This window comes from Chlamydia serpentis (genome assembly GCF_900239945.1).
GTDB classification, from domain to species: domain Bacteria; phylum Chlamydiota; class Chlamydiia; order Chlamydiales; family Chlamydiaceae; genus Chlamydia; species Chlamydia serpentis.
The window spans coordinates 583,085-609,413 of the sequence record NZ_LT993738.1 but is presented as its reverse complement, the minus strand read 5'-3'; the positions used below and the strand labels follow the sequence as shown (position 1 = coordinate 609,413).

Below are 26,329 nucleotides of genomic sequence, written 5' to 3'. Positions count from 1 at the left end.
TGAGTAGTAATTATTTTTTAGATTGTAATAAAATCATGTCTTTTAAAATATTTATCGATTCTTCTAGTTGTAAATCATTTAATCCATAGGATAGGTCACTTTTTTCGGAAGATTTTATCTGCGATAGAAATGACTGAAAATTTTGATTCTCAGAAAGCCTCTGTTGACTATTTACCATCAGTTGGGGGAGCATTTCCCTCCAAAGAGTCTCTTGTTTTTGCAAATTAGGAAGATAATATTTTTGAAACCAAGGACGTGTATGGCTATCTAAGTCCATTAAGGGGTCATGAAGAACATTATCACAATAATCAGTAGGTAAAGGATGGTCTAAAAAACGCTCTCCTAAACGATCTTCAGCATAGCGTGATGGAATTAAAATATCCGATTTTACCCCTTGAAGTTGTGTTGATTTTCCTGAAGGGGAATAGTATTTCCCTACAGTGACTTTAAAACAGTCCTCATGAGACCCATCACCAGTAATAGTTTGATGTTGGATGGTTCCCTTTCCATAAGTTTGCTCGTCTCCGATAATCAAGGCAACTCCATAATCTTGGAGAGTTTGTGCGACAATCTCTGCTGCTGATGCTGAGCTTTTAGATACTAGAATAGCTAAAGGGCCATCATAGAATTTTTTGGGAGATACCGTGCGATAACACTTGATACTCCCATCAGCATAACGGGATACGACTACAACACCATTGGTCATAAATAAACCAGAAACTTTAATCGCTTGAGATAAAAATCCTCCAGTGTTTTCTCTAATATCTAAAACTAAACCAAGTAGATTTTTTTCTTTTAATTCTTGAATAGCACGACGTAGATCTTGTTCACTAGAAACCTGATTTTCTCCTTCATAAAAAGAATGTAAGGTAATCTTACCAATAACACCGTCTCCATAAGCCTCATAGGCAACATCAACACGACGGTCTTCTAAACAAATCTTTTCCCTTTTTAAGGTGATTGTATGATCACTATTTCCACGATGGATATCTAAAATGACTGTAGAGCCAGGTCCCCCGCGTAAACAATCTAAGACACCTCGGAAAGAAAGAGATTCAATATTATTATTATCCACCCGATAAATGATATCTCCAAGTTGAAGATCGCCAGATTTGGCAGCAGGTCCTCCTGGAACGATTTCTTTAACAATAACTCCATCAATATCTTCTTTTAGAACAACACCAATCCCACACATGCCCTTTTCTAATTGGATACGCATTGCTAAAGCTTCGTCTTTACTAAAGTACGCTGTATGGGCGTCTAAGCTGTGAGCTAAGGCTTTAACTATGCGAATATGAAAACAATACGCCTCTTCATCCTGATCCATGGCAACTCCGTAGTCGTTGATCCCTAGGTAGGCGTTTTCATGGTTCTCAATTTGACGTATACACAGACCAACTAGCTGCTCTTCTTTGCCTTCATATCGAGAAAGAGAAGTTCCAGAAAGATATAAGGAAAGATAAGAAAATAATAGAGCCCGTTGCCTTTCTTTCACTTCATCTAGAGATTTACACCATTGTGAGGGCTGTTTAGAAATCTGATGGGAAGATGCTGCTAGTACAAGTTCCTTAGGATTTTTCGCCCATTCTTTTCTCCATTGCCGTGCACGCAGGATGCTCTCACGAATTACTTGGTTTATGTTGCGATAAATAATAAAATTGCTTGCTTTGTAATTTTTCAATAGACGCTTTTTTACTTCTGGAGAATATAGGAAAGCTGCAACTTCTTGCTGCGAAAGATAAGATTTATGAGCATCAAAAGCTTGAATGTAACTGGATAGAGAACGTGATAGTATTTCTATGGAGACTTCTTGAGCATCAACATGATACTCAATAAGCTTGTCCATCATTTTTTTGATTCCCTCTTCGTGTAAGAGTTCTGAAGAAAGCAACACCTTGGGAAGTAAACAAAGAAGAGCTACACATAGACGGACAATTTTTTTCATTACGAACATCTATTTAATTTTGATAGGTATTCGTAACATCGGCATGAAGCCAAGGGGCTTTAGCAAAGATTTTATGCAAGGGTAAAAAACTAATTTATTACAAACAGCTTAGTAAAGAAAAAACTTTTACAATAAATCAGGATAAGTGGAGAACGGTGTTTAAATTAACGAGATGTAATGTCTAAACTCGCAGAAGCAATTAATAAGAAGTAGTCCTAAAGAAATAAGAACTAGAAAAGAGCCAATAATAAAATAAGCTCCTGAAAAAGGAAGGACCACTTGAGGAAGAAGGCTTAACCCGGAAAGAACAAGAGCAATGACAAAAAATACCAACACAGTCCCAATCATAGCAAGGCTTCGTGAAGAAGCAAAAACTTCAGATTCTAATTGCCATTTTGTATTTGACTGTTCTGTAACTGGTAAGGTCATTGTTGGATTTCCTGCAGCGATCCATACGCGTGAACAAATAGTATACAAAGAAGAAAGTAAGAAAACACTTAAAATAAAACCTTGATTTTAGTTTAGTAGTAGAAATTCTATTCTTATTAGAGTTTGTATGCCGTCTATTATTTTAAGACTACTCTTAATTTTCCTTCCACTAAGCGTGGTTTTCCCTGTAAGTGGTTCAGAGGCTTCGTTTTGGGAAAATCGCCTCTATTTGACGATATTAGGCACCCCTTTTATTGATATTATCCTTGAAATAGATCAAAACTTCATTGCTCAATGTGGCCTAGAAACAGGAGTGATTTTTCCTACTGATAGCTCTAAAATACAAGAAATTTTTTTAAAATATAAAGAGCAATTTCCGAAAACTCGGGTCTGTTTTAAACGCAAGGAACCTTTAAATCTCTCACCATATCGTCTCTCTAATTTGGGAATACGATCTATGCGTAATGGAGAAAATTATACTGAAGAAATGATAAACAAAGAGAATGGACCTGCTCTACAACAGCCAAAGTATCTAAGATTAGTTTTACGTTGTCCCAATGCTCCAGATACTCTACTTTATTCTAAAGAGGGAGAACAGGCTATAGGAACGATGCCACAACTCTTAAAACAGGGATACACACTCATTGATAGTCGAGTTGCTTTTTACGGCGACAGTATGGAAAAGTTTCTGAAAGAGACAAAGAAGAACGATAATTACACCCTTTTCGATCTTTCGGACTCCGAGATCGTTAGTGAATTTTTAGGCCGCTTTTGGACTCTTCTAGACCACGTCCAAGTTCTCTTTCTATCGGGAGATTCTGCTAAAATTCTTTCGGGGATCCCAGACTTAGCTATAGCTAAGCGCCTACTTTCCCGTATTGTTCCATTACTGTTTATTTACACTAACAATTCTATTCACATCATAGAAGCAGGGAAGGAAAGTAGCTTTAGCTATAATCAAGATCTAACTGATCATATCGCTGGATTTTTATTTGGTTACATAAATCGTGGATCTACAGAGTATTGTTTTAATTGCGCACAGTCTTTATTAGGGGAAGCCTGAAATTAAAGTCTTTTCTAGCAAAAATCTAGATTAGTGTTTGAGATTAAGATTTTTTAATAAGAAAAGATGCCCTTTCTGGAAAAGGTAACATTTTTTTAAATTAAAGTAGCAAACGTTCCTTCTTTATCTGAAAATAAGCCCTTGCCAACAAAGAGAGGCTTACTCTATATTTCCATGCTTGTAGTAGTGAGGTTGAAGCGAGAAGAATACATGCCCACCATTAATCAATTAATACGTAAAAGACGTAAGTCAAGTCTATCTAGGAAGAAGTCACCAGCTTTACAGAAATGTCCGCAAAAGCGTGGGGTTTGCCTTCAAGTAAAAACAAAAACACCGAAAAAGCCGAACTCGGCTTTAAGAAAAGTTGCTTGGGTGCGATTGTCTAATGGACAAGAGGTCATTGCCTACATCGGTGGTGAAGGGCATAATCTTCAGGAACACAGTATTGTCTTGATTCAAGGCGGTAGAGTCAAGGATTTGCCTGGCGTTCGTTACCATATTGTTCGGGGGACTCTAGACTGTGCAGCAGTAAAAAATAGGAAGCAAAGTCGTTCTCGATATGGAGCAAAACGACCTAAGTAACATAAAATTCTTGGTCAAGATTTAGAAGGTAGAGGTTAAGTTATATGTCAAGGCGGCACTCCGCTGAAAAGCGAAATATCCCTGGGGATCCTATCTATGGCAGTGTGATCTTAGAAAAATTTATTAATAAGGTTATGATGCATGGAAAAAAAAGTGTGGCAAGAAAAATTGTCTATTCTGCTTTAGAACGTTTTGGTAAAAAATTAAGTTTAGAAAATATTTTGGAAGGTTTTGAAGAAGCCTTAGAAAATGCTAAGCCTATTTTAGAGGTTCGTTCTCGTCGTGTTGGAGGAGCCACCTATCAAGTCCCTGTTGAAGTTGCTAGTGAACGTAGAAATTGTTTGGCTATGCAGTGGATCATCAAGCATGCACGTAACAAACCAGGGAAATCTATGGAAGTCGGACTTGCTACAGAATTGATTGACTGTTTTAACAAACAGGGTGCAACAATTAAAAAACGTGAAGACACGCATCGTATGGCCGAAGCCAACAAGGCATTTGCTCATTATAAGTGGTAAGGTTAGTTAAATTACGGAGAAAATAAGAAGTTCATGAGCAATCAAGAATTCGATTTAAGTGCAATTAGAAATATCGGCATCATGGCTCATATTGATGCCGGGAAAACGACAACTACAGAAAGAATTCTTTTCTATGCTGGAAGAACTCACAAGATTGGTGAGGTTCATGAAGGCGGAGCTACAATGGACTGGATGGCGCAAGAGCAAGAAAGAGGAATAACTATTACCTCTGCTGCTACTACCGTATTTTGGCTCGGAGCAAAGATTAATATTATTGATACTCCAGGGCACGTTGATTTTACAATTGAAGTGGAGCGTTCTCTTCGAGTTCTTGATGGTGCTGTGGCGGTTTTTGATGCTGTGTCTGGTGTAGAACCACAGTCAGAAACTGTATGGAGACAAGCAGATAAATACGGAGTGCCTCGGATTGCATTTGTAAATAAAATGGACCGTATGGGTGCAGACTACTTTGCTGCCGTGGAATCCATGAAAGAAAAACTAGGAGCTAACGCGTTCCCAGTCCATTGTCCTATTGGCTCTGAAAGCCAATTCGTTGGCATGGTCGATATAATATCTCAAAAAGCCCTCTATTTTTTAGACGATACTTTAGGAGCTAAGTGGGAAGAAAAAGAAATCCCCGAAGACCTCAAAGAGCGTTGTGCAGATTTGCGCGCTAATCTTTTAGAAGAACTTGCCACTATAGATGAAGGTAACGAAGCTTTCATGATGAAAGTTCTTGAAGATCCTGACGCAATTACAGAAGAAGAGATTCATCAAGTAATGCGTAAGGGAGTAATTGAAAATAAAATTAATCCTGTGCTTTGTGGAACTGCTTTTAAAAATAAAGGCGTGCAACAATTACTTAATGTGATTGTAAAATGGTTGCCTTCCCCACTTGATAGAGGAAATATTCGTGGTATTAACCTTAAAACAGATCAGGAGATTAGCTTAGAGCCAAGATGTGATGGACCATTAGCTGCTCTAGCTTTCAAAATTATGACAGACCCTTATGTGGGCCGTATCACATTTATCCGCATTTATTCTGGGACGCTGAAAAAAGGATCCGCAATTTTAAACTCTACAAAAGATAAAAAAGAACGAATTTCTCGCCTTTTAGAAATGCATGCAAATGAACGTACCGATAGAGATGAATTCACTGTTGGTGATATTGGAGCTTGCGTAGGGCTTAAGTTTTCTGTTACAGGCGATACCTTGTGTGATGAGAACCAAGAAATTGTTCTTGAGCGTATTGAGTTTCCAGATCCCGTGATTGATATGGCTATTGAGCCAAAATCTAAAGGAGATAGGGAGAAGCTTGCTCAAGCACTAAGTTCTTTGTCTGAAGAAGATCCTACTTTCCGCGTATCGACGAATGAAGAGACAGGACAAACAATCATTTCCGGGATGGGAGAGCTTCATCTAGATATTCTTCGAGATCGTATGATCCGAGAATTTAAAGTCGAAGCTAATGTAGGAAAGCCACAAGTTTCTTATAAAGAAACTATTACTATGGGTGGAAACAGCGAAACAAAATATGTTAAGCAATCTGGTGGTCGAGGGCAATATGCTCACGTTTGTCTTGAAATAGAACCTAATGAACCGGGTAAAGGAAATGAAGTTGTCAGTAAGATTGTTGGAGGCGTCATTCCTAAAGAATATATCCCTGCAGTAATTAAAGGGGTAGAAGAAGGGCTAAATACTGGAGTTCTAGCTGGCTACGGTCTTGTAGACGTTAAAGTCAATATTGTTTTTGGTTCGTACCATGAAGTTGATTCTAGTGAAATGGCATTTAAAATCTGCGGGTCTATGGCTGTAAAAGACGCTTGTAGAAAAGCAAAGCCAGTAATTTTAGAGCCAATCATGAAAGTGGCGGTAATTACTCCAGAAGATCATCTTGGCGATGTAATTGGAGATCTCAACCGACGTCGAGGAAAAATTTTGGGACAAGAATCTTCTCGAGGAATGGCCCAAGTAAATGCCGAAGTACCTTTAAGCGAAATGTTTGGATATACTACATCTTTGAGATCATTGACTTCAGGACGTGCAACATCAACCATGGAACCTGCATTCTTTGCTAAGGTTCCTCAAAAAATTCAAGAAGAGATTGTTAAGAAGTAAGGAATCTATGAAGCAGCAAAAGCAAAAAATTCGTATTCGTCTCAAAGGATTCGATCAAGGGCAGCTGGATCGTTCTACGGCAGATATTGTTGAAACTGCTAAAAGAACAGGAGCTCGTGTTGTAGGGCCAATTCCTCTGCCTACAAAAAGAGAAGTCTATACTGTATTGCGTTCGCCACATGTAGACAAAAAATCAAGAGAGCAATTTGAAATTCGCACTCATAAACGTCTCGTGGATATTTTAGATCCTACAGGAAAAACTATCGATGCTTTGAAAATGTTGGCCCTTCCTGCAGGAGTTGATATTAAAATCAAAGCCGCTTAATTCGAGTTTGTTTGATTGAGATGTATTTACAAGAAAGGTTTAAAGCTCAGCAAGCCCCCTTAATATTGCGTGAGCTCCTTTCTTGTCCTGAATCGACTCCTTCTAATGATAGTGATCCCGTTTATCGCCTCGTCTTTAATAGCAACAGCCCAGCTTTATCCTATAAAGTAGGTGATTCTTTAGGAGTCTTACCGAGAAATTCCAGAGAAGTTTCAGAGGACATACTATACTTTTTAGGCTATTCCTCTGTTAGTCTTGTAAATTCAAAAAAAGATCAAAAAAAAATTCCTGTTCAAGAATTTTTAAGATCTTATGTTGACCTCAATAAAATCCCAGAAAAACTGAATTCTTTTTTCCCTAATAAAGATCCTAGTATCACATTGTATGATGCTATTCAGGAGTATCGTCCTTGTATCCCCATAGAGCTCTTTGTAGAGAGCTTATTTCCGTTACTGCCTCGTTTTTATTCTATAGCGTCCTCACCAAATGTATACCCGAATAGGATAGAGTTATTGGTAAAACATGTTTCTTACCCCGGCAAGTACCAAAAGCGTTTTGGAGTGTGTTCTTCGTTCTTATGTCATCAACTACAGATACAAGATTCTGCTCCTATATTCGTACAGCCTACAAGACATTTCACCCTATCCAAAGCGACTCAAGGGAAGCCTTTGGTTATGATTGGAGCAGGAACAGGAATTGCTCCTTATAAAGCTTTTTTAGAAGAACGCCTTTTTAATAAAGATCAGGGAAGTAATCTATTATTTTTCGGTGAGAGAAAAGAAAACGTAAATTTTTATTATCGAGAATTTTGGAGCTCTGCTGAAGAAAAAGGCCAATTAAAACTCTTTTTAGCTTTCTCAAGAGAAGGGGATCAGAAAATCTATGTTCAAGATCTTCTTAGAAGAGAAAAAGATAGTGTCAGAAAAGCCTATGAAGAGGGGGCTTCCTTCTTTGTTTGTGGGCGTAAGGTGTTAGGGACAGAAGTAAAACATGCTTTGGAAGATATCTTAGGAAAAGATGCTTTAACTTCTCTTAGAGAGCAACATCGTTACGTCATTGATGTTTACTAGCCACAGTATTCCATTACAGTTAAGATGCAGAAACATTGTACGCCATCTCCGCAACCAACGTCACTCAAACCCTCTCCAGAGGTCGCAGTAATACCAATATCCATAGGATGTAGGTTCATGGTCTCTGCAATGCTTTGACGGAGTGCAGATAATTTGCAAAGAAATTTAGGACGACTTCCTTCAATGGTAATTGCCAAATGAGAAATTTTTTGAGTTGGCTTGAAAGATTTTAAGGCCTCTTTGAGATAGATTCCACTATCGGTAATGCCGCGTGTTTGTAGGAGTTCATCAGCAACTTTTCCTAAAATGATTTTATTGGTTATCGAGGAAATAGCGTTGCAGATAGCATGAAAAATAATGTCACCATCAGAATTTGCCTGAAATCCTGGACAATGCTCAAAAATTATACCTCCCAAAATGCACGGTTTAGTAGAACTTTCTGGGAGAAAACGATGGCTATCTTGACCAATACCTACGCGATAAATCCATTTCGGCTTGGGTAGGTGAGCATCAGTATCTGGATCCATAACTACCTAATATATTTTTTATAAGTTTCCTTTCAAAAAACATACTACAAAATTTCTAAAATTCACGCACCCCTCCAATAACACTAAAGACGAATTTTCTGGCTGTTGATAGACAGGTTTTCAGAAATTTTTTAATAAGAAAAAAAAGTTTTTTAATTAAAAAGAGATAATTCATCCTAATTGTCTATTAAAAATAGTCTTTTATTTTAAATAAAATCTGAAATACTTTCATTAAGTTAGAATGTCTTCCCCGCCATTTAAAGGACTCTTTAAAAAATTTTTCCTTTGAATAAAAAGCGGCGCTCAGAATTCGAAATCTCATTGATATTAAACTGAATGTTTCCCTATGATAATTGATTACAAATGGCTAGATAGCTCAGATGGTAGAGCAGAGGATTGAAGATCCTTGTGTCGTCGGTTCGATCCCGGCTCTGGCCATAATCGCCGCCTGAGGATAGTACTCTCGGAGAGGTGAAAAATTATAATCCAAGACTTTGTATTTTGTATAATCCTCGATTTTGCTAAAGTAACTTAGCAAATGGCGCTTAACTTTAAGCATAGAAAGATTCATAAGGAAAAGATTAATGGAGCCTTACGCAGTAGTCCAAACAGGAAGCAAGCAATATCAAGTTCGTGTAGGCGATGTGATTGATGTTGAGTTATTAGATGACGTTGCTTCGGATAAAGAAATCATTTTTCGAGATGTGTTATTCGTATTTGATGGGACTAAAGCATTTTTAGGAAGTCCTACACTTGCTAGTGCAGAGGTAAAAGCTAAGTATCTTTCTCTTGTTAAAGGAGAAAAAGTAGTCGCTTATAAGTATAAAAAACGAAAAAATTATCACCGTAAGCATGGACATCGTCAGAAGTATCTTCGTGTTAAGATCTGTGAGTTGGTAATATAAAAAGCAGCTAGAGAGTTTTGAGTTATGGCACATAAGAAAGGACAGGGAGCAAGCCGAAACGGCAGAGATTCAAAGTCAAAGCGCCTCGGGGTTAAAGTAGGTGCTGGACAGAAAGTTTCTACTGGAAGTATTCTTGTTCGCCAGAGAGGAACCCGATGGAATCCCGCACAAAATGTAGGTCGTGGTCGTGATGATACCCTATTTGCTTTAGTTGACGGCATCGTAGTAATGAAAAAAACAAATCGTACCTATATTTCTGTTGTTCCTGAGCAACTTTAGATTCTTGCTTCCGATTTTTCAGTAACATTAAGAAAGCTCAGTTTTCTGCTCTCGCATAAAACCGAGCTTTTTTTTTAGGAAGGATAAAAACGTATTCATGTTTGTAGATCAAATTACCTTAGAATTGCGTGCTGGAAAAGGTGGTAATGGTGTTGTTGCCTGGCGAAAGGAAAAGTACCTGCCTAAAGGAGGACCCTACGGTGGTAATGGTGGCAACGGTGGCTCTATAATCATAGAGGCAACCAGTAACGTATATTCTTTCGAAGCTTATAGGAATATTCGTGTTTTAAAGGCACCTGACGGTCAGTCAGGAGCTACGAATAACCGTACAGGACGTAGTGGTAAAGACCTCATTGTTGCTGTGCCTATAGGAACTCTCCTTCGTGATGTAGAAACTCGGGAGATTCTCCACGACTTTACTACAGATGGGGATCGTTTATTAATTAGTCAAGGAGGACGTGGAGGTAAAGGAAACACCTTCTTTAAAACTTCAGTAAACCGTGCACCTACAAAAGCTACCCCAGGAAAAGTTGGAGAAATACGTCAGGTTGATCTAGAACTTAAGTTAATTGCTGATATTGGTTTAGTAGGTTTTCCTAATGCTGGAAAATCTACATTGTTTAATACCCTCGCTCATATGGAAGTTAAAGTCGGAGCTTATCCCTTCACAACCCTAGTTCCTTCTTTAGGCCTTGTTTTTTGTAAGGATCGTCTCTATCAACCACCTTGGATTATTGCTGATATTCCAGGAATTATTGAGGGTGCTCATCAAAATAAAGGCTTAGGACTAGATTTTCTACGTCATATTGAAAGAACTCTTTTACTTTTGTTTGTCATTGACGTCTCAGGAAGAGAAAGAAACTCTCCTGAATACGATTTTCAAACATTGCTCCATGAGCTTCACTCGTATCAGCCAGATTTTAAAAAGAAAGATATGGTTGTGGCTTTAAATAAAATTGATAATCTTCTCCCAGACGAGCAGCAAGAGTGTCTTCAAGGTTTTCAGAAACACTTTCCTGGTTATACATTTGTTTTGATTTCGGGACTCACAGGAGAGGGTATTGATGGGTTGCAAGGCTTCTTTACGCAAAGACTCGCGGTATAACCAATTCCCATGAGTAATGATATTGTAGGGCCTACGGGAAAGTCTAAAAAATAAGCGATGTAAATTCCTGAGAAAGAACAAAGAATATTTAATAGCACAGCAATAACCATAATCCGGGTCATCTTGTAGGAAAATCTGCAAGCTATAGTAACAGGAAGGACTAACATGCTAAGCATCAAAATGGTTCCCATAACATAAATTAACATAACAATAGTAATTGCGGTAAGAATCAGAAGGAGGAAGTACCACATCTGTACGGAACACCGATTTAAAGCCATGTACTTTTCGTCGAAACAAAGAGCTAGAAAGCGGGTGTGGCAAAGCACAACAATCCCTAAGACGATAAGATCGAAAATTCCTAAGTTGTAAAGATCGGAGGATGTTACCCAAAGAATATTTCCGAATAGGAAGTTAATGATTTCTCCGTTAAAAGACGGCAGTCTAGAAATAAATATAATTCCAACAGCCATCCCCACAGACCAGATCATAGCAATTAAAGAATCTTCCCTTTCTTGGTATTTTAAGTGAATCTTGCCAATGCAAAGTGCTAGCAAGACCGCTCCAATAACTGCACCGTACATAGGGAAAAAAGAAAGATGTAGTTGGTACTGTACCCATAAGGTTAAACCAATCCCTCCTAGGATTCCATGGGATACACTACCACTAATCGAGACAATGCGTTTTATAACGATATACGTTCCTACAATACCACCAGCTATAGAGGCTCCTAAAGCTGCTAGGAATGTAGGAAGTAAAATAAGAAGGGGAAACGAATCACCAATTAGAGAAGAGAGCATGAGTGTTCCTTATTCTTTTGGGGATGACAACAGAATTGATCAGTTAGTGTTGAGGTGTCTGTTAAAGATGTCAAAGTTTTATTCATATAAAACACTTTTTTAAAATAATTTGTCGTATGGTGAAGGTCATGCGTTACCATCAGAATGGTGCAGGTACTATTGAGCTTTTTAAGAATGTTTAAAATTCTTTGTTGGTTATCGGGATCAATATTTGTTGTTGGTTCATCTAGAACCAGAATTTCAGGATAGGAGGCTAAAGCTCTTGCTAGGAGTACCCTCTGAATTTGCCCTCCAGAGAGTTGGGCAAAACATTGATCATGATATTTGGAAAGCCCTACGAGATCTAAGGCTTCGTCTACAGCTTCAAAATCTCTCTTTTTATACTTTCCATACCAAGAGAGTTGAGATAGTCTTCCTGAGAGTACAACGTCTTTTACAGAAATAGGAAAAGAAGGATCGTAGGCAAAGTACTGGGGGACCCAACCTATCATAGAACTTGCTCGTTTATCTGTGTAATCAGAAGAAGGGAAAGTCTTTAAAGATCCTAAGGTAGGGCTGAGTAAGCCTAGAATTAACATAGTTAGGGTACTTTTCCCTCCTCCATTAGGCCCGATGATTCCTATAAAATCACCGTCATAAACAGAAAAAGAGACATCGTTAATGATATTAGGTCCTTTGCTTCCGTAACGGAATGCTAGGTTTTCAGCAAGAATTCGTATTGTCATAAACTAGAAAAAGTAGTCGCTATAGTTTTTAAGTTTAGAATTACATTTTCTGCATAGGGATCTAAATTCACAGTATGCATATGAAAACGTTTCGCAAGCATAGCGCTGCTACGTCTGCCAGCATATTCAAGAAGAATTACAGAAGAAATTTTATAATGTTCGATCTCGTGAAATATACGGGCCACATCTTTAGGAGAGGGGTCGACATGGCTGCTTTTCTCTAGAGTGTGTTGAGAGAAATTATAATCACGGCAAAAATATCCAAAGGCACCGTGAGAAACTAAAATATGGCGTTGTTTAGCTTTTGAGGTAAGAATGCGAACTTCTTGATCTAGTTCATCTAAGATTGAAAGGAGCTTAGTTCCGTTCCTTTGGTATTGAGAAGCGTATTTAGGATATTTGCTGCTTAGAGTAGTGACAATAGTCTCGACTTGGATTTTAAGATTTGTAGGACTTAACCAGATATGGGTATCGTAGTTTGTTGTATGCTTATTACAGCAAGATTTTTCTTGAATTAAGGAGACGTTTTTGGAGAGGTCTACTTGTTCGCAGGTTAGGTTCTTTTCGCAGGTTTTCTCAAAAGCTTCCCCTATCCGGAACCAGAGGTCTCCCTGTTGTAAACTTTTGATTTGTCTTGGAGGGAGTTCATAGCTATGGGGATCGTAGTGATTCGTAACTATAGTATAGACAAAGCAGGTGTCTTCAGCAATCTGTTCAACGAGGAACTTATAGGGGGCGATGCTGACAAGAATATGAGGCTTATCTATCGCATGATGCCCGTAGCTTTTTAACGAACATAGGATAAAGAAAACGAAAACTATTACTTTATGCATAATAAAAGCAGTTTAACAAGACGATCCATTATTCTATTGCGAGGTAATTTTAATAAAGAAGGAATATCGAGGAATCAGAGATCTTTGTAAAAAATTCTCATAGTAATACGGCTCTTGATAAAAATAGAAAGGTTAAGATATCTTCTCGGGAAGCCTTTGAGCTAGGAGAATCTATACTTATGGAGAGATGTCCGAGTGGCTTAAGGAGCACGCTTGGAAAGCGTGTGTGCGTTAACGCGTACCGTGGGTTCGAATCCCACTCTCTCCGTATCTTTAAAGTCTTAGAAAATAAACCGCATACCTCCATTAGCCATTTGAACTAGGGTATTTGTCGAGGCATCTATTGTATATGTTCCGTATAGTGTCCAGTAACTTCCCAGGTAAATTTGAGAACTTACTTCCGCACGACCCGCATTTCTAGTAGGGAGAACATTCATAACTTGTCCTTTCTCTTTCGTAGAGAGAGTTTCATAAGTTGCTTTCGGATTCTTTCTATAGATCACAGGAAGGTAGGCAGCTGATAGCTTGTTATATATAATAATCGTGTGAGAGGATATTGCCCCATCCACAGAGACTCCAATAGGAATGACTAGATTATCATAGGAGCATGCTGAAAAAAATCTGGGATCATAGTCTAGTTCTGTGAACTTTTCCTGCCGAATTCTTGTATATTCGGCTTCTGCATAGCACGTGAACCTTGCTACGGACTGAGGTTTTGGCTCTCTTAGATCTAAACTTAAACGTAGATCAAACAACCAGGCAATGCTATCCCAGTTCGCGGTATTTTTTTCTTCAATTGAGGGGTAATAGGTTGTAGTATCGTGCTGCATATAACCATAAGTCGCCACACTTTGTAATGCGATCGGTTTGGACCGTAGTCCTGGCAAATAGAAAATATTTCCAGCATAGAGAGAAGCTTGTGTGGAGTGACCTGACCCTTTGTGTTTATAGTTGTCAAGGTAATATGGAGAATAAGAGTGACCGAAAACTTGGCTGAAGGCAGCACCTAAAATAAACTCTTGACGAGGTTTGGCATCTATAGCAGCAGTATATCCTCTACCGTGATAGGTAAATGGGTCAGAATCTTGCGATGCTTTTTTTCTAAGGAAGGAACCTATAGCAGAGGCCCAGAAGTTATTGAAAGCAGTATCTTCAAATCTTGCATTGTTCAACATGTTCCCTAAGATACCTTGCTTTACCGTCACTAACGAATTCTGAGCTCCCCAAATAGAGTTAATATAGAAATGGTTATCTCTAGGAATGTATTCCCAGCGGAGATATTTATCAAAAGTCCATTTTAAAATAATTTTTGAGGCTGAAGAAGTGGGATCTAAGTTCCAGGTTCCTAAATATCCTTTTTTAGCTCCTAGATCTCCTTGCAGTGTTACGTTGTTAGCTGTGACTGCTCCTCCTCCTTTATTATCTATATTGAAAAGAGTTACTTCACGATTTTCGCCAAGATAAGAATTTTGATACAAATTACCATTGGGATCTGAAAGAGTAATTGTCCCAGTGATATCAATCTTATCAGAGTTGTTTACAGGAGTCCTGGATACTAATCTAAGAGTTGGCGGAGAGACTGAGGCGGGCAGCATATCTTTTTGGGGAACGAGTTCGCTAAAATCAATTTTAACGTTGTTCAAAGAAATTCCGCCCCCTTCCTTAGTATGATTAGATAGTACAGATCCTGGTCCCATAGTTACTGTAGTTCCTGGAGATTGTGTAAAAGAAACTACGCTGAGCTCCGCATTTTTATCTAAAATTAAATTCCCATGTGCAAACGTGATTTTTTGAGGAATATAGGATTTATGTTCATGAAGTTCACCAGAAAATAGAATTGTACCTGTACTAGTGGCTTCTGAGTTCAAAGTGAGTGCTTGAGCATTTGCTTCCTTTGTTGCAACATTAACTGCATCATAGAAAGCTATGGTTTTTCCTGCTGCCGCCTCTATTTTAGTGAATTTTACGTTCCCTCCAATGCTGCAGTATTGGTCAACTGTAACGCATTGGTTGTTTTTGAATAGAATATTCCCGTTCAGAGCTGCTAACGATATAGTGACATCAGCTGCATCGTTATTTCCGTAAATTGCAGCTCCCAAATTATTTATAGATGTTCCCCTTGTTGTTGCCGGTGCTAATACTTTATTATTTTCGAAAACAATTTGTGATTGTGCTGAAAGATTAAGACTTACAGAGCAACAAATAGCACTGCCATCATTTTGTGATGTATTATCAACAAAAGAGGCAGTTGTATTTGGCAGTTTGATTGTTGCTCCGTAAATAGCGCCGCCACGATTTAGCGACATATTATTAACAAAAGAAGCATTTGTATCAGAAATCTCAATAGTCGTTCCATAAAGAGCTCCGCCGTAGTTTAATGCAGAATTATTTTGAAATAGGACAAAATTATTCCCTGTAAGTGAGATTTTATTGACTGGGGAGCCACCAGAACCGTTGATACAACCAATTCCTCCTCCAGTTTCTGCGTAATTTCCTAGAAATGTTAATGAAGGATTATTTGATAAAGTAACTGATGTAGCCCCAATAGCACCGCCACAGCTATCTTTATTTCCTGTAGTTGCCGCAGTTGTTGCTTCTGATTTTGCTGTGTTATTTGAGAAAGTTATGGGTTGAGAATTATTTTTGATCGTCACTGTAGGAGAATAGATAGCACCACCAGCAATCTGTTTTGTTGTTGTGATTTTTTTAGTGGTTGCAGAGTTATTGTCAAATGTCACTGGCATAGAACATTGGTTTAAAGTAAAAGCAGTAGCTGCGTAGATGCCTCCACCTTGTATATCTACATCCTGGGTTGTCCCTGTATTAGAAACAGAGTTTCCTGTGATAGCGAGTACCCCTGATATGTTGTTTAATGTCGTAGATCCACTTGAATAAACTCCTCCTCCGCATAATGGGGTAGAGCTAGCAGTAGTAACATTAGTTTCAACTTTATTATCAGCAATAGTAAAGCTTCCAGGAAGAGCTTGCAGTGTAACATCTTTTGCATAGATGCCACCCCCACTTTCTGTAGCTGTATTTGTTGAAATCGAACCTGTAACAACCTTTTCAATAGTTAGGGAATCATTAAGATATATTGCTCCTCCTTTCTTAGCTTGATTGCCTCCCATTATTAAATTGTCAATGCGATCAAAGTGCGCTTTTTGTCCAGAAATGCCTCCACCAGTACCTGTAGCACTGTTATTAGTAACATTGACATTGGTAATATAGATGAAAGAACAGTCTATTTTATCTGTGTCTGTTTGGGTTAATAAGCCACCACCATTTTCTGAAGAAATATTTTTATCAAAAGTTACAGTGGATAAATTGGAAAAGCTAGCATTTTTAGTGTAAATGCCACCTCCACTTTTCGTCGCTGTATTTCCAGTAATTATAGCTTCTCCGTAAACTGGATTTTGAATAGGCGGAGATTCACCGGCAGGAGGATTGTATGTAAAATTGAGGGAGACTTTATTAGGGATATTCGCACCACCGCCATTTTCTGTAGCTGTATTTCCATCTAAATAAAAGCTCTCTAAATTTTCCATAATCAGAGATTTTCCCGCAGCTAAAGAGAGACCTCCACCACTTTTTCCACTGGTATTCCCTTGAAATAGTGTTTTTCCTGTGAGATTTGTCAGTGTTACGTCATCTCCACAGTAAAGACCACCGCCTTCATCAGATGCTTTATTAATAGTGAACTGAAGTCGATGAGAATTGGAACACTGAAATGCCGTAGTAATATAAGCGCCTCCTCCCATATTTTGGCATTCATTATTCTCAAACAGTAACATTGATGTGATGCCCGAGACTGTGCACCCTTTAGTACTATATAAAGCACCTCCTTTGGCTTGATCTATTGGAGGTGACGCTTTAGGGGAACCACCAGTAGATCCAGTAATTATAGGTCTAGAGACTATAGGGGCTGAGCTAACGCTCGTTTTATTAATAGGATTAGAATAATTTCCTGTTTTATTTTTATTAAAGCGCACTTCGACAAGGTTAGAGAGAATAATATCTCCTGCAGTGAAAATTGCACCACCACATTCCGTGGATGTGTTCCCAGCAAACCTAGTAAGTAGAGTTCCCTTATTGATAGTTAAATTTTGGTCAGTGTAAATAGCTCCCCCTTTCCCTTGACAGATGTTAGTCGTCATCTCAAGGGTAGCTAGATCTTCTAGAGTGACAGATCCTTTAGCATAAATTCCTCCACCTGATTGGTTGGCTTTGTTACCACTGAATATTGTTGTTCCTGTACACTTTTCGATTTGTACAGAATTGTCACTAAAGATTGCTCCTCCAGATTGTCCAACAACATCACTAGGGACTGTAATAGTCGGATCCACTGATGCGGAATTAGACTTGAAACTGAGATCCTTATATGTAGAGATAAGAACAGCTTGTTTGGCATAGATAGCCCCGCCATTTCCTGCTGTCTCCTGAGTGAGCGTTGGTGTCGAGTTTTTAGGAACAACTACTGGTGATGAGGCTGCTCTTACATTTGTTGATCTAGAGATATTTGTTGTTATAATATCTGTGAGTGCAGAAATCCGAGTTGATGGAACTGGGGGAGGTGTTGGCTCTGGGGGTGGAGCTGGGACAGTAGCCGTGTTGGCAATAAATTCAATAGATTTTGTTATATTAGAGATAGTTAATGTGGACTCAGTATAGATTCCTCCACCAGCTTGTTCAGAAGTATTTTTTTCAAATTTGAGACTGTCCAAGGCATTAAATAACGCAGTACCTTTAACATAGAGAGCACCTCCTTGTCCTGCAGAAGTGTTGTTAGTCAAGGTGACTGCGTTAACAATTGCTTGCGCTGTGAACGTCCCTTCAGTATAGGCAGCACCCCCGCTTTGCTGAGCTTGATTTCCTGAAAAAGTTAGATTTTTTAGGTTAGTAAATACTAGAGGACCCTTAGAGTAAATAGCTGCTCCTTCTCCTGTCATCTTAAGATCTTTAAGCGTCAAAGAACCAGGATTTCCTGAATCTGTCGTGAAGGTCAAAGTTCCATTAGGCTGGTTGCTATAAAAAGCAGCACCTCCTTTTGGATCAGGAACAGGTGTTGAAGATCCTGGCGCAGAACCACTGCTCGAAGAGGAAGCAAATGCAGGAGTCAGGGTGTCTGGAGCTGAATGAGTGAGCGGATGATGCGAAATTAGGAAACTGTCTTTTCTAAAATTAGAATCCGATTCAGAATGAGTTGATAGGATTACCGAAGTTGGTCCACTAGTACTCCCACCAGTGCTTCCATCAGAACTAGAGCCACTATCTTGAGTTGTGGGTAGGGGAATATTAGTAAATGTAGAGAACGTGATATCACCTACAATAGTATATGTAGTTCCATCACTTTCTGTTGAAGTCTGAGTAAAATTAGTTAAAGCAGCATCACTTGTAGGATTCCCTGTTCCGGTTTGTCCCGTACTTATTTCAACAGAGGCAGGATCTCCAAAGGCAGTTAATGCAGGGATCATGGCAGCAAAAACAGCTGTAGCTGGTAGCCACTTCATAGAGAAAAACCTATCAGATATATTCGCGGACTTGATAAGCGATAGATAAATCAGATCAATAAATTAGGCAAGGGATAAAAAAGCAAGAGGTTTGAGTCCCGACTGACTTGAAAACTTCTTTACTAATTTTTATCGACAACTTCTAGAAGCTAAGAGCAACGCCTCCATGAGCATTAGCAGAAAGGTTACTTCCTTCTCGCTGTGTGCTAGAAATTCCAAGATAAGCAGAGATAATTTTATATTTAATTGTACTGTTTAGGGTAATGTTCAGAGCTTCTCGTCCTAAAGGGATTCCTTGTATATCCCATTTGTAATGGTTGAATACTAAGGAAGCTGATGACTTTGGATTGACTCTATGTAAATCTTTAATATAAGAGGTACTGACTTGGAGAAATACTGAAGAGCGGGACCCTATAAAGCGCATTTCTAAAGCAATACCTATAGGTAAAGATACGTTACACATCTCAGCAGAAGAGAAATATCGAGGGTCATAACCAGTTTCTACAAAGGGATTTTGGATTAATTTTGTGTACTGGAGGTCTACAAAAGGTGTGATTTTTAGGTAGCGTATTCCTTTGGGATATGCATAAGACATGCCAATAGATCCTGTCCAACCATAGTTCCTCCAAGAACCCCGGGAGCTTCCTTTATAGAGGAAAGCATGTTTCATTACCTGAGAATCTTCACCGTAACTAAAAGATGATCTAAGAGATAGTGCTTGCCAACTTTTGTTAAGAGATAAGGTTCCTATTAGCATTTGAGCATGACTCTTATCTTTAGTATTTTGTTGGGAGGAAGAAAACAATTGAGTGAATGCAACACTAAGTATCGTATTAAAAGAAAAGGGAATTTTAGCTCCGACATTATGGCCTGTATGCTGCATTAATAAACAATTGCCAATTTCTTTAGGGTTTTGCTCCATGATCTGGTAGACAGGGCCTCCGAAAATGCAGAAATGGTCAATGGGGATTACCTCTGAGTTATTGAGGTAATTATTGTTAATCATAGTATCAGCTATATTTAATCCAGCAAATGTAGACCATAGGGTGGTTGGGACAAAAGATCCGTGTCGTCTTGGATCGAGAGCAAATTTCCCACTCGGGGTCCATGAGGCTATAATCGTTTTTTTTTCCTTAGTATCACCAGCAGACCAAGAGAATTTCCAGGAACCTTGATAGCCATATCCTGTGTATTCAGACTCAGTTATGACTAGATCTTCAATACTTTGGTTTGGCCTATCAGGAGTTTTAACAAGTTTTTTTGCAGATAAGATAATAGAGGTAGTATAGGGTTTTGAGGCGTGTTCATGGTTTTCATAGAATGCTTCCGTTTGGCCGTAAATCACGGGAGGTCCAGAAATTTCAATAGAAGCCTTCTCAGTCGCTCGAATTTCTGCAGGAGCTGTAGAGTCAGGGTTTTCTAAGTTAAACCCTAATTTTGTGATAATAATCTTATCTTTCTCAGAGTTTTTCCCTTGAGTGGTAAGTTTAGAACCTGGTGCTAAGGCAAGGATCCCCCCCTCTTGATAGAAAGACCGAACAGCAAGAATAGCTCCCCCTTCTATAGAAAGAACCCCTGAACAAAGATGTACAGGTTGGTTTATAATTGAAGTTTTATTCCTATTTTCTTTTTTCTCATCTGGAGATAAGCGAGCTCCTGAAAAGATAATAGCACCCGCAGATTTTATAAATCTTTGATGGTTAATATAAATGGGATTATAGCTTTCAGCCATAGAAAGTATAGGGTCATAAAAACAGATCCTATAACCTGCATTAGCACTCAAGGAAAGTTCTCGAGGCACTCCTTGGATCGTAATAGCATTATTTCTATAATCTGGAGCTGTGATTATAGGTGTATGTTTAAAATCTAATATTACTTTATTCCCAATGAATTCGATATCTCCTTTATTTGCATGAAGGCGTAATATAGATCCTCCATTAGGTAAGTGAATAGCGCCTCCGCCTTCTAATGCTGATCCACGGTTATTTATAAAGCGAATAGGGCCTTCAGCATTAATATCACAAAAACATGAGGCTGATATTGCTCCTCCACCAGTCGCTGAGTTCTCTTCAAAAATAAGCCTTCCTTTGCAGTCTTTTATAGTAACGTAGTCAGCATGGATAGCTCCACCAAATTTTTCTGCCTTATTTTTAGTAAATAAAATGTCCCCCCATTGTGAATAGAAGTTACAATAGCGGCTATAGATCGCTCCTCCTGAACGAGCACTATTTTTAGTAAAGCTTGTAATTTGGAAGTTATTCTCAAAGGTCAAAGTGCCTTGATCATTATAAATGGCTCCACCCAGTTCGGCTTGATTCTCTTCAAAGGAGATCTCTTGGTTTCCAGAAAAGGTAATAGGCGAACCAGGACTTACACTACTTATTGCTCCTCCGTATCCGGGATGCGATTCATTTGTGTTCACAGATTTGTTTTTTAGAAATAAGATTGCTCCTCGATTATCTTTAAAAGAGAGAGTTTTATTTTTTCTACCTTCTAAGAGTAGTCCACCCCCAGGTCCATAGCTGATGTTGTTTTGACAAATGACACTAGTATTATTTGAGAAACAAAGGTCACCAGATGTAGTAATTACACCTCCGTAACTTTCATTATTTTCAAAAACAAGAGAACGAAGGCCTTTGAAGGTAACATTAGCTTCTGAGAAAACTCCAGAACCACGAGCTCCTAAATGTATATTTTTGAATGTAAGAGATCCTAATGGAGTACTGTTTATAAAGAAGAGATCACCCTGTAAATTAAGGAATGCAGCTCCAGGTTTATGGATAGAATTGCCTAGAAAATCGCAGGCAATAAAGTCTTTCCGTAGAAAATATGTGGTTTTTGTTAAAGATGAACTACATAGGGTAAATAGTTCAGGATTCTCTCCAGAATGCGTTCCTGATAGAGGAAGGACAATGTCGCTAGCTGTTAGATAAGAAACTTGACAAAATGAAGAGAGAAATAAAAATCCCCAAAGACGAATCTGCTTCATATATCGGAATCCTAGTAAGTTATAGTCTCATACAGGTTTAAACTTACATAGAAAACAAAAATAAATATACGGAAATAAAAAGTTAACTAGGGAACATCACTAGGGAGGGTTTTATTAATTTGCTTTTAGAGAAAGCTCTGAAGACGTTTAGTTCTCACAGAGCTTACTATAAAACTTTAATCTTTTTCGTCTAGAATTCCCTTTTTGAAATCTTGAAGTTCATTAGAGATATTCTTAGCCAATAACTTAGCTTGTTTTATAAATGACTTGGTATGCTGTTTGGAATTTTTAAATAGAACTCTACTTTTTTTAGCACTAGAGGTCTTGACTTTGAGGATTTTTTTACGTAATTGGTCTCCACTTTTTGGAGTAAATAAACATGTCAATAACGTAGCTATGAATCCTCCGAACAAAACACCTCTTAGCCAACGAAAGTGTTTGCACTTAGTTTTCTTAGGTTTCTGGTTGTTCTTGAACATGATAATATCCCTCAACTTTTTAATCTTTATTACGAAACACTTTCCAAATTAATAGCAGTGCCGCACACCATTTAATTCCTCTGCATAAATTTTTTTTCCAGCTGTTCTGCTGTTTCTCATCCAAGAATTTTTTAATATCTTCAGAGAGAGCAGATGGATTTTTTCTTTTTTTTAGCCATCCACAGAGCAGCTTTTTCCCTAATATCAAAGGAGTTAGGATTTTAGCTTCAAAATTTAAAATTGTAGTTATCCGATGGATATTTCTAAGGATTTTATTGAGGTGGCGTAGGAAGAAAATCGTCATCACGAAAATCGTGCACATCCCTATCGAAAGAAGAACACAACAGAAGATCAAGATTCCGAGGAGGTAGTTATCCATAAAGAGTAAAAAATTAATTACAATTTTATTCTTTATTTTACTTTCTATTAAGTGTTTTTTTCTAAAACTAATATTTTTATTAAAAAATGAAAAATCCTATCCCCTTATAGATTAATAGGGTAAGACTTTAGTCCATAGAAAATGAGGTGTCTTTGAGAAAAGGGGGCTTTTTTGGAAACTCGACTTCTTTCCTTAAGAGAAAGACTCCAAGGAGGTTGAAGCAAAGCAGGAGAGCTCCTGATACAGACATGATAAGGAGGGCAGTATTTTGACTAAGAAAACAAAACAGAGGAAGAATGAGAAAACCATAGAGGGTATAGATTTGTGCTCCAGGCTTTCCGTAAAGAAATTTCGCACATTTCTTGCCTACTAGAAAGTACGAAATGATTGTTGTGTACCCTGTAACAAAGAAGAAAGTCGGTAGGAAGAATTTAACCATAGGAAAGTAGCTATTCAGAGTATGTTCTACAGTTTGAGAGGCGTTTTCAAGTCCCAAAGACCAAGATCCTGAGGCTAGTACCATAAGGAGGCTAAGAGTACAGATAAGGTTGTCTATGGCAATCCCAACGATGCTAAGCTGGGCTTGAGTACTAGGATCTTTAGCAGAACTTTCACTTTGAATGATCGAGTCAAAACCTATACCAATATCCCCAGAGTAAGCGGCTCTTGAAATCCCTTGATGGATTGTAGTGGCGACAGTACATCCGGCAAATCCTCCAAGGGCACTTTGCCCTTTAAAGGCTGAGGAAAAAACAGTGGCCAGTAAATGGGGGAGAGTATGAAATTCTTTAAATAGAATATAGAGAGCAAGGCTGCAGTAGAGAAGCATAAAGAAAGGGAGAATTATTGAACAAATTTTCCCTACACGTTGTAGGCCTCCTTGAACTGCGTAAAAGATAAGAAAGAGCAGACCGAGCATCGGATAAATTTTAGGAATATTCCAGCAGTGAGCAAGGCTATCAGTGATTACTGAGAATTGATAGATCTCTACTCCATAAATACAGAGAAGAATCGCAACAATAACAGAAATTGCGCGAGTTTTGAAAGCCCTAGTCAGAAAATACATAGGACCGCCTTGATAGACACCGTCACTATCTAATGTACGGAACTTAATACCTAAGTACACCTCGGAGTATTTGACAATAGAACCGAAGATACCAGCAATCCATACCCAAAAAAGAGCGCCAGGCCCACCGATACAGGCTGCTGTTACAATTCCTACGACGTTTCCTATGCCGATATTTCCTCCTGCAGAGGCAAAAAATACTTTTAAGGGATGAACTCCTTGTTTAGTCTCATTTTTTTTAGAATTTTGGGAGTAGTAATGAAAAAGTCTACAAAATTGAGAGAATTTTGTAAATTGAGCAAGCCGGGACTTCCAAGAAAAGCTGACTCCCAGAACAATGATAAGGATAAAGGCGACGTAAGACCAAAAAAAATCATCAAAAAATGATAAAAATAACATTGGAGATTTCATCACAACCAAAAGATAGTTAAGAAATTATTAAGTTCCTCAGTAAGAGGCCTCTATTATCTCTTTTTTTCAATTTGTTTTGTAGGAAAATAAAACTTGTAAAGGAGTAGCAGTGTGCCTGAAGAAATAAAGATGTCTGCAAGGTTAAACGTTGGGAATGCCCATTGTTTATAATTAAAAGAAATAAAATCCACTACGTGTCCGTAAAAGACAATATCCCCAACGTTGCCTATAGCTCCTGAACAGAGAAGAACTAGCGCGCCTCGAGTTAATGATGAGGTAGATTGTTTTTTAAATAAAAGATAAGCAAGAATCCCCAAAATAATAAATATACGTAAAAGGAATAGAAAATATTTATAATTTGAAAAGAGACCAAAAGCAGCTCCTTCATTAAATACTGGAGTAAGTGAAAATGAAAATCGACCCCAACTATGGGTATATAGGGTGGGGTGCGTTAATATTTGAAGATCTTTATATTGTAATAACACAACTAGTTTAGTAATCCAATCGGTTAAAACAAGCAAGATGATAACTAGGAGTATACTACGAAAGCGAGTTGTCATAGGACTTAGTTACCAGATAAGAGCCCCTTTTCAAATTGCCCCTGGGCTTTGACAGTCATAGTAGCGTAAGGAATGGCTATCAATCTAGCTAAGGGAATCTCTTCACCACTTACATCACAAATACCGTAAGAAGACTCATCAATTTTTTCTAATGCTCTATTAATTTGTCTTAGAAGTTCGTATTCTTTTGTGGTAACTTCTAGACTAATCGTCCGATCAAAGGTATCAGTACCTTGATCTGCTTGATGTTGGGAATATCCTGTAGCTTCGTTTGGTTTTTTCACTTCTTGGGCATTCCCTTCAAGAGTATGTGATAATTTAGCCTTCATTTCTAAAAGTCTTTTTTTAAACTGCTCTATTTCTTCGTCTGATAACGGCACAATCTTTCTCCTTAATAAAATTCGACTATTTTTCCATATCTGGAGTTGCTGACAATAAGACTTCCATTAACTCGCCAACATCTTTGAATCGACGATAAACGCAAGCAAATCGGATATAGGCAATCATGTCAGCCTTTTTTAGATGTTTCATTACTAGTTCGCCAATTTCTTTGGTAGAAATTTCCCTATTTTGTTTGCCTAAAAGTTCGGATTTAACATTAGAAGCTATAGCGTGAACCTGGTCTTGACCAATCCGCGTGTGACTGGAAGCTGCGTTGAGCCCATGAATTAATTTAGATTCTTGAAAGTTTTCGTAACGTCCATCACGTTTTAACACCTGTAGGGTGAGTTCAACGGTTTCGAACGTAGTAAAACGTTGAGAACATTTTAAACATTCCCGGCGACGTTTTATTGCGTTAGCTTCTAGAGCGTTTCTTGAATCTATAACTTTTAACTCCCCATGATTGCAAAAAGGACACCGCACGGGAGCTACCTCCTAGGTTAAGGTAGTCTAAGAAAAACCAGGTTTTTAAATTAGGATAAATATAAGTCACTATAGTTGCAAAGATTTTTTCTAAGAAATCAATACAAAACATCCTCGATAACAAAAGTGTTGAGAACTTGTAATGCTGAATGGATGTGTAAAATTACTTTGCTTACTGGGGAGATAAAATCCTATACTAGTCTAGTAATACTTTTGTTATAAAACTTTTATTACTAAAAGAGGAAAGATGTTTTCAGGGATTGTTCAAGAGTTAGGTGAAGTTTGTTTTTTAGAGCCTCAAGGAAAAGGGCTAGCCTTAGGAGTAAAGAGTACATCAGTGTTTAGTAGTGTTCTGCTCCCTGGATGTAGCATAGCAGTAGATGGAGTCTGTTTGACTTTAAAATTTCAGAATAAAAAAGGGCTCTTTTTTGATGTTATTCCCGAAACTTTAGCTTGTACGACATTGGGAGAAAGGCAGTGCGGTGACTTAGTTAACTTAGAGTCTGCATTAAAAATGGGAGAGTCTGTTGGAGGTCACTTGCTCTCGGGACATGTTTTGGAAACAGCAGAGATTAGTGATATAAAGGAAAATCGCTACTATTTTCTTACCCCCAAAGAACTTGCCCCCTACCTTTTTGATAAGGGATTTATTGCTGTTGATGGAGTAAGTTTGACAATAGTTTCAGTAGATTTTACTACTTTTTCCGTAGGATTGATTCCAGAAACTCTTCAAAGGACTACTTTAGGAAAGAAAGGAGTGGGCGAAAGAGTCAATATTGAAATAGATATGTCAACAAAAGTCCAGGTAGACACGATGAAACGTATTTTGGCTCAGGCATAGACTATTATTCGA

Annotated in this window: 24 protein-coding genes and 2 tRNA genes; 12 read left to right on the top strand and 14 right to left on the bottom strand. The window is 38.2% G+C overall.

What is annotated here, in order from left to right:
• Positions 1–10: 10 nt before the first annotated feature.
• The gene (tsp, locus tag C834KP_RS02550; protein ID WP_174165545.1) at positions 11–1,945 is read right to left on the bottom strand and encodes a tail-specific protease Tsp; all 1,935 of its coding nucleotides are present in this window, start codon (positions 1,943–1,945) and stop codon (positions 11–13) included.
• Between the two features lie 159 nt (positions 1,946–2,104).
• Positions 2,105–2,374, bottom strand: a complete 270-nt coding sequence (locus C834KP_RS02545) for a hypothetical protein (protein WP_108896627.1) — start codon at positions 2,372–2,374, stop codon at positions 2,105–2,107.
• Positions 2,375–2,501: 127 nt separating this feature from the next.
• Between C834KP_RS02545 and C834KP_RS02540 the strand changes: the two genes are divergently transcribed.
• The 6 genes from C834KP_RS02540 to C834KP_RS02515 all read left to right on the top strand — a co-directional run bounded on the left by C834KP_RS02540 (position 2,502) and on the right by C834KP_RS02515 (position 8,050).
• Positions 2,502–3,437: a carbohydrate kinase family protein gene (locus C834KP_RS02540; RefSeq protein WP_108896626.1), complete on the top strand. Its 936-nt coding sequence runs from the start codon at positions 2,502–2,504 to the stop codon at positions 3,435–3,437.
• A gap of 210 nt (positions 3,438–3,647) precedes the next feature.
• The gene (gene rpsL, locus C834KP_RS02535; protein WP_108897134.1) at positions 3,648–4,019 is read left to right on the top strand and encodes a 30S ribosomal protein S12; all 372 of its coding nucleotides are present in this window, start codon (positions 3,648–3,650) and stop codon (positions 4,017–4,019) included.
• 44 nt (positions 4,020–4,063) lie between these two features.
• Positions 4,064–4,537: a 30S ribosomal protein S7 gene (gene rpsG / locus C834KP_RS02530; RefSeq protein WP_108896625.1), complete on the top strand. Its 474-nt coding sequence runs from the start codon at positions 4,064–4,066 to the stop codon at positions 4,535–4,537.
• 33 nt (positions 4,538–4,570) lie between these two features.
• A complete protein-coding gene (gene fusA, locus C834KP_RS02525) occupies positions 4,571–6,655 on the top strand; it encodes an elongation factor G (protein WP_108896624.1) in 2,085 nt (694 codons plus the stop codon).
• A gap of 7 nt (positions 6,656–6,662) precedes the next feature.
• The gene (gene rpsJ, locus C834KP_RS02520; protein WP_010883187.1) at positions 6,663–6,980 is read left to right on the top strand and encodes a 30S ribosomal protein S10; all 318 of its coding nucleotides are present in this window, start codon (positions 6,663–6,665) and stop codon (positions 6,978–6,980) included.
• A gap of 20 nt (positions 6,981–7,000) precedes the next feature.
• Positions 7,001–8,050 carry a flavodoxin domain-containing protein gene (locus C834KP_RS02515; RefSeq protein ID WP_108896623.1) on the top strand — a complete coding sequence of 350 codons (1,050 nt, stop codon included), beginning with the start codon at positions 7,001–7,003 and terminating at the stop codon, positions 8,048–8,050.
• Here C834KP_RS02515 and ispF read toward each other — a convergent pair.
• Positions 8,047–8,577, bottom strand: a complete 531-nt coding sequence (ispF, locus tag C834KP_RS02510) for a 2-C-methyl-D-erythritol 2,4-cyclodiphosphate synthase (RefSeq protein WP_108896622.1) — start codon at positions 8,575–8,577, stop codon at positions 8,047–8,049. The two genes, C834KP_RS02515 and ispF, sit on opposite strands and share 4 nt — an antisense overlap.
• A gap of 365 nt (positions 8,578–8,942) precedes the next feature.
• Between ispF and C834KP_RS02505 the strand changes: the two genes are divergently transcribed.
• The 4 genes from C834KP_RS02505 (at position 8,943) to cgtA (ending at position 10,866) form a co-directional block, all read left to right on the top strand.
• A tRNA-Phe gene (locus tag C834KP_RS02505) sits at positions 8,943–9,015 on the top strand.
• A gap of 146 nt (positions 9,016–9,161) precedes the next feature.
• The gene (gene rplU / locus C834KP_RS02500) at positions 9,162–9,482 is read left to right on the top strand and encodes a 50S ribosomal protein L21 (protein ID WP_108896621.1); all 321 of its coding nucleotides are present in this window, start codon (positions 9,162–9,164) and stop codon (positions 9,480–9,482) included.
• A gap of 24 nt (positions 9,483–9,506) precedes the next feature.
• Entirely contained in the window at positions 9,507–9,761 is a 255-nt protein-coding gene (rpmA, locus tag C834KP_RS02495) for a 50S ribosomal protein L27 (RefSeq protein WP_010883183.1), read from the top strand.
• A 97-nt stretch (positions 9,762–9,858) separates the two neighbouring features.
• Entirely contained in the window at positions 9,859–10,866 is a 1,008-nt protein-coding gene (gene cgtA / locus C834KP_RS02490) for an Obg family GTPase CgtA (RefSeq protein ID WP_108896620.1), read from the top strand.
• Here the strand turns inward: cgtA and C834KP_RS02485 are convergent.
• From C834KP_RS02485 to C834KP_RS02475, 3 genes are read right to left on the bottom strand one after another with little or no spacing between them, the layout of a single operon-like run.
• Entirely contained in the window at positions 10,782–11,663 is an 882-nt protein-coding gene (locus C834KP_RS02485; RefSeq protein WP_108896619.1) for a metal ABC transporter permease, read from the bottom strand. The genes cgtA and C834KP_RS02485 overlap by 85 nt on opposite strands.
• Positions 11,648–12,388 carry an ABC transporter ATP-binding protein gene (locus tag C834KP_RS02480; RefSeq protein WP_108896618.1) on the bottom strand — a complete coding sequence of 247 codons (741 nt, stop codon included), beginning with the start codon at positions 12,386–12,388 and terminating at the stop codon, positions 11,648–11,650. The genes C834KP_RS02485 and C834KP_RS02480 overlap by 16 nt, the downstream gene beginning before the upstream one ends.
• Positions 12,385–13,221 (bottom strand): metal ABC transporter solute-binding protein, Zn/Mn family, encoded by an 837-nt coding sequence (locus tag C834KP_RS02475; protein WP_108896617.1) that lies wholly within the window; start codon positions 13,219–13,221, stop codon positions 12,385–12,387. Before C834KP_RS02475 ends, C834KP_RS02480 begins: the two co-directional genes overlap by 4 nt.
• Before the next feature lie 181 nt (positions 13,222–13,402).
• Between C834KP_RS02475 and C834KP_RS02470 the strand changes: the two genes are divergently transcribed.
• Positions 13,403–13,489: transfer RNA gene (locus C834KP_RS02470), tRNA-Ser, on the top strand.
• A gap of 13 nt (positions 13,490–13,502) precedes the next feature.
• Here C834KP_RS02470 and C834KP_RS02465 read toward each other — a convergent pair.
• From C834KP_RS02465 to nrdR, 8 genes are all read right to left on the bottom strand, one after another.
• Positions 13,503–18,728 (bottom strand): autotransporter domain-containing protein, encoded by a 5,226-nt coding sequence (locus tag C834KP_RS02465; RefSeq protein WP_108896616.1) that lies wholly within the window; start codon positions 18,726–18,728, stop codon positions 13,503–13,505.
• 142 nt (positions 18,729–18,870) lie between these two features.
• On the bottom strand, positions 18,871–21,717 hold the full coding sequence (locus C834KP_RS02460) for a polymorphic outer membrane protein middle domain-containing protein (protein WP_108896615.1): 2,847 nt from the start codon (positions 21,715–21,717) through the stop codon (positions 18,871–18,873).
• A 176-nt stretch (positions 21,718–21,893) separates the two neighbouring features.
• Positions 21,894–22,196: a YtxH domain-containing protein gene (locus C834KP_RS02455; protein WP_108896614.1), complete on the bottom strand. Its 303-nt coding sequence runs from the start codon at positions 22,194–22,196 to the stop codon at positions 21,894–21,896.
• Positions 22,197–22,215: 19 nt separating this feature from the next.
• A complete protein-coding gene (locus tag C834KP_RS02450; RefSeq protein ID WP_108896613.1) occupies positions 22,216–22,575 on the bottom strand; it encodes a hypothetical protein in 360 nt (119 codons plus the stop codon).
• Positions 22,576–22,702: 127 nt separating this feature from the next.
• On the bottom strand, positions 22,703–24,052 hold the full coding sequence (locus C834KP_RS02445; protein WP_108896612.1) for an amino acid carrier protein: 1,350 nt from the start codon (positions 24,050–24,052) through the stop codon (positions 22,703–22,705).
• Between the two features lie 53 nt (positions 24,053–24,105).
• Positions 24,106–24,612 carry a signal peptidase II gene (gene lspA, locus C834KP_RS02440; protein ID WP_108896611.1) on the bottom strand — a complete coding sequence of 169 codons (507 nt, stop codon included), beginning with the start codon at positions 24,610–24,612 and terminating at the stop codon, positions 24,106–24,108.
• Between the two features lie 5 nt (positions 24,613–24,617).
• Complete coding sequence (locus C834KP_RS02435) at positions 24,618–24,992, bottom strand: TraR/DksA family transcriptional regulator (RefSeq protein WP_108896610.1); 375 nt, start codon at positions 24,990–24,992, stop codon at positions 24,618–24,620.
• Between the two features lie 25 nt (positions 24,993–25,017).
• Positions 25,018–25,476, bottom strand: coding sequence for a transcriptional regulator NrdR (gene nrdR, locus C834KP_RS02430; protein WP_108896609.1), 459 nt, complete (start codon positions 25,474–25,476; stop codon positions 25,018–25,020).
• A gap of 247 nt (positions 25,477–25,723) precedes the next feature.
• On the opposite strand from nrdR, the gene C834KP_RS02425 reads away from it, so the two are divergent.
• Positions 25,724–26,317, top strand: a complete 594-nt coding sequence (locus C834KP_RS02425; RefSeq protein ID WP_108896608.1) for a riboflavin synthase subunit alpha — start codon at positions 25,724–25,726, stop codon at positions 26,315–26,317.
• Positions 26,318–26,329 lie beyond the last annotated feature (12 nt).

Excerpts from the sequence above, each read along its gene's own strand:
- C834KP_RS02460 (WP_108896615.1), bottom strand. The coding sequence starts at position 21,717 with ATGAAGCAGATTCGTCTTTGGGGATTTTTATTTCTCTCTTCATTTTGT.
- fusA (WP_108896624.1), top strand. The coding sequence starts at position 4,571 with ATGAGCAATCAAGAATTCGATTTAAGTGCAATTAGAAATATCGGCATC.
- rpmA (WP_010883183.1), top strand. The coding sequence starts at position 9,507 with ATGGCACATAAGAAAGGACAGGGAGCAAGCCGAAACGGCAGAGATTCA.
- rplU (WP_108896621.1), top strand. The coding sequence starts at position 9,162 with ATGGAGCCTTACGCAGTAGTCCAAACAGGAAGCAAGCAATATCAAGTT.
- C834KP_RS02475 (WP_108896617.1), bottom strand. The coding sequence starts at position 13,221 with ATGCATAAAGTAATAGTTTTCGTTTTCTTTATCCTATGTTCGTTAAAA.
- C834KP_RS02485 (WP_108896619.1), bottom strand. The coding sequence starts at position 11,663 with ATGCTCTCTTCTCTAATTGGTGATTCGTTTCCCCTTCTTATTTTACTT.
- cgtA (WP_108896620.1), top strand. The coding sequence starts at position 9,859 with ATGTTTGTAGATCAAATTACCTTAGAATTGCGTGCTGGAAAAGGTGGT.
- C834KP_RS02455 (WP_108896614.1), bottom strand. The coding sequence starts at position 22,196 with ATGTTCAAGAACAACCAGAAACCTAAGAAAACTAAGTGCAAACACTTT.
- C834KP_RS02425 (WP_108896608.1), top strand. The coding sequence starts at position 25,724 with ATGTTTTCAGGGATTGTTCAAGAGTTAGGTGAAGTTTGTTTTTTAGAG.
- rpsJ (WP_010883187.1), top strand. The coding sequence starts at position 6,663 with ATGAAGCAGCAAAAGCAAAAAATTCGTATTCGTCTCAAAGGATTCGAT.
- ispF (WP_108896622.1), bottom strand. The coding sequence starts at position 8,577 with ATGGATCCAGATACTGATGCTCACCTACCCAAGCCGAAATGGATTTAT.
- C834KP_RS02545 (WP_108896627.1), bottom strand. The coding sequence starts at position 2,374 with ATGACCTTACCAGTTACAGAACAGTCAAATACAAAATGGCAATTAGAA.
- C834KP_RS02465 (WP_108896616.1), bottom strand. The coding sequence starts at position 18,728 with ATGAAGTGGCTACCAGCTACAGCTGTTTTTGCTGCCATGATCCCTGCA.
- C834KP_RS02480 (WP_108896618.1), bottom strand. The coding sequence starts at position 12,388 with ATGACAATACGAATTCTTGCTGAAAACCTAGCATTCCGTTACGGAAGC.
- C834KP_RS02450 (WP_108896613.1), bottom strand. The coding sequence starts at position 22,575 with ATGGATAACTACCTCCTCGGAATCTTGATCTTCTGTTGTGTTCTTCTT.
- C834KP_RS02445 (WP_108896612.1), bottom strand. The coding sequence starts at position 24,052 with ATGAAATCTCCAATGTTATTTTTATCATTTTTTGATGATTTTTTTTGG.
- C834KP_RS02540 (WP_108896626.1), top strand. The coding sequence starts at position 2,502 with ATGCCGTCTATTATTTTAAGACTACTCTTAATTTTCCTTCCACTAAGC.
- lspA (WP_108896611.1), bottom strand. The coding sequence starts at position 24,612 with ATGACAACTCGCTTTCGTAGTATACTCCTAGTTATCATCTTGCTTGTT.
- rpsL (WP_108897134.1), top strand. The coding sequence starts at position 3,648 with ATGCCCACCATTAATCAATTAATACGTAAAAGACGTAAGTCAAGTCTA.
- rpsG (WP_108896625.1), top strand. The coding sequence starts at position 4,064 with ATGTCAAGGCGGCACTCCGCTGAAAAGCGAAATATCCCTGGGGATCCT.
- tsp (WP_174165545.1), bottom strand. The coding sequence starts at position 1,945 with ATGAAAAAAATTGTCCGTCTATGTGTAGCTCTTCTTTGTTTACTTCCC.
- C834KP_RS02515 (WP_108896623.1), top strand. The coding sequence starts at position 7,001 with ATGTATTTACAAGAAAGGTTTAAAGCTCAGCAAGCCCCCTTAATATTG.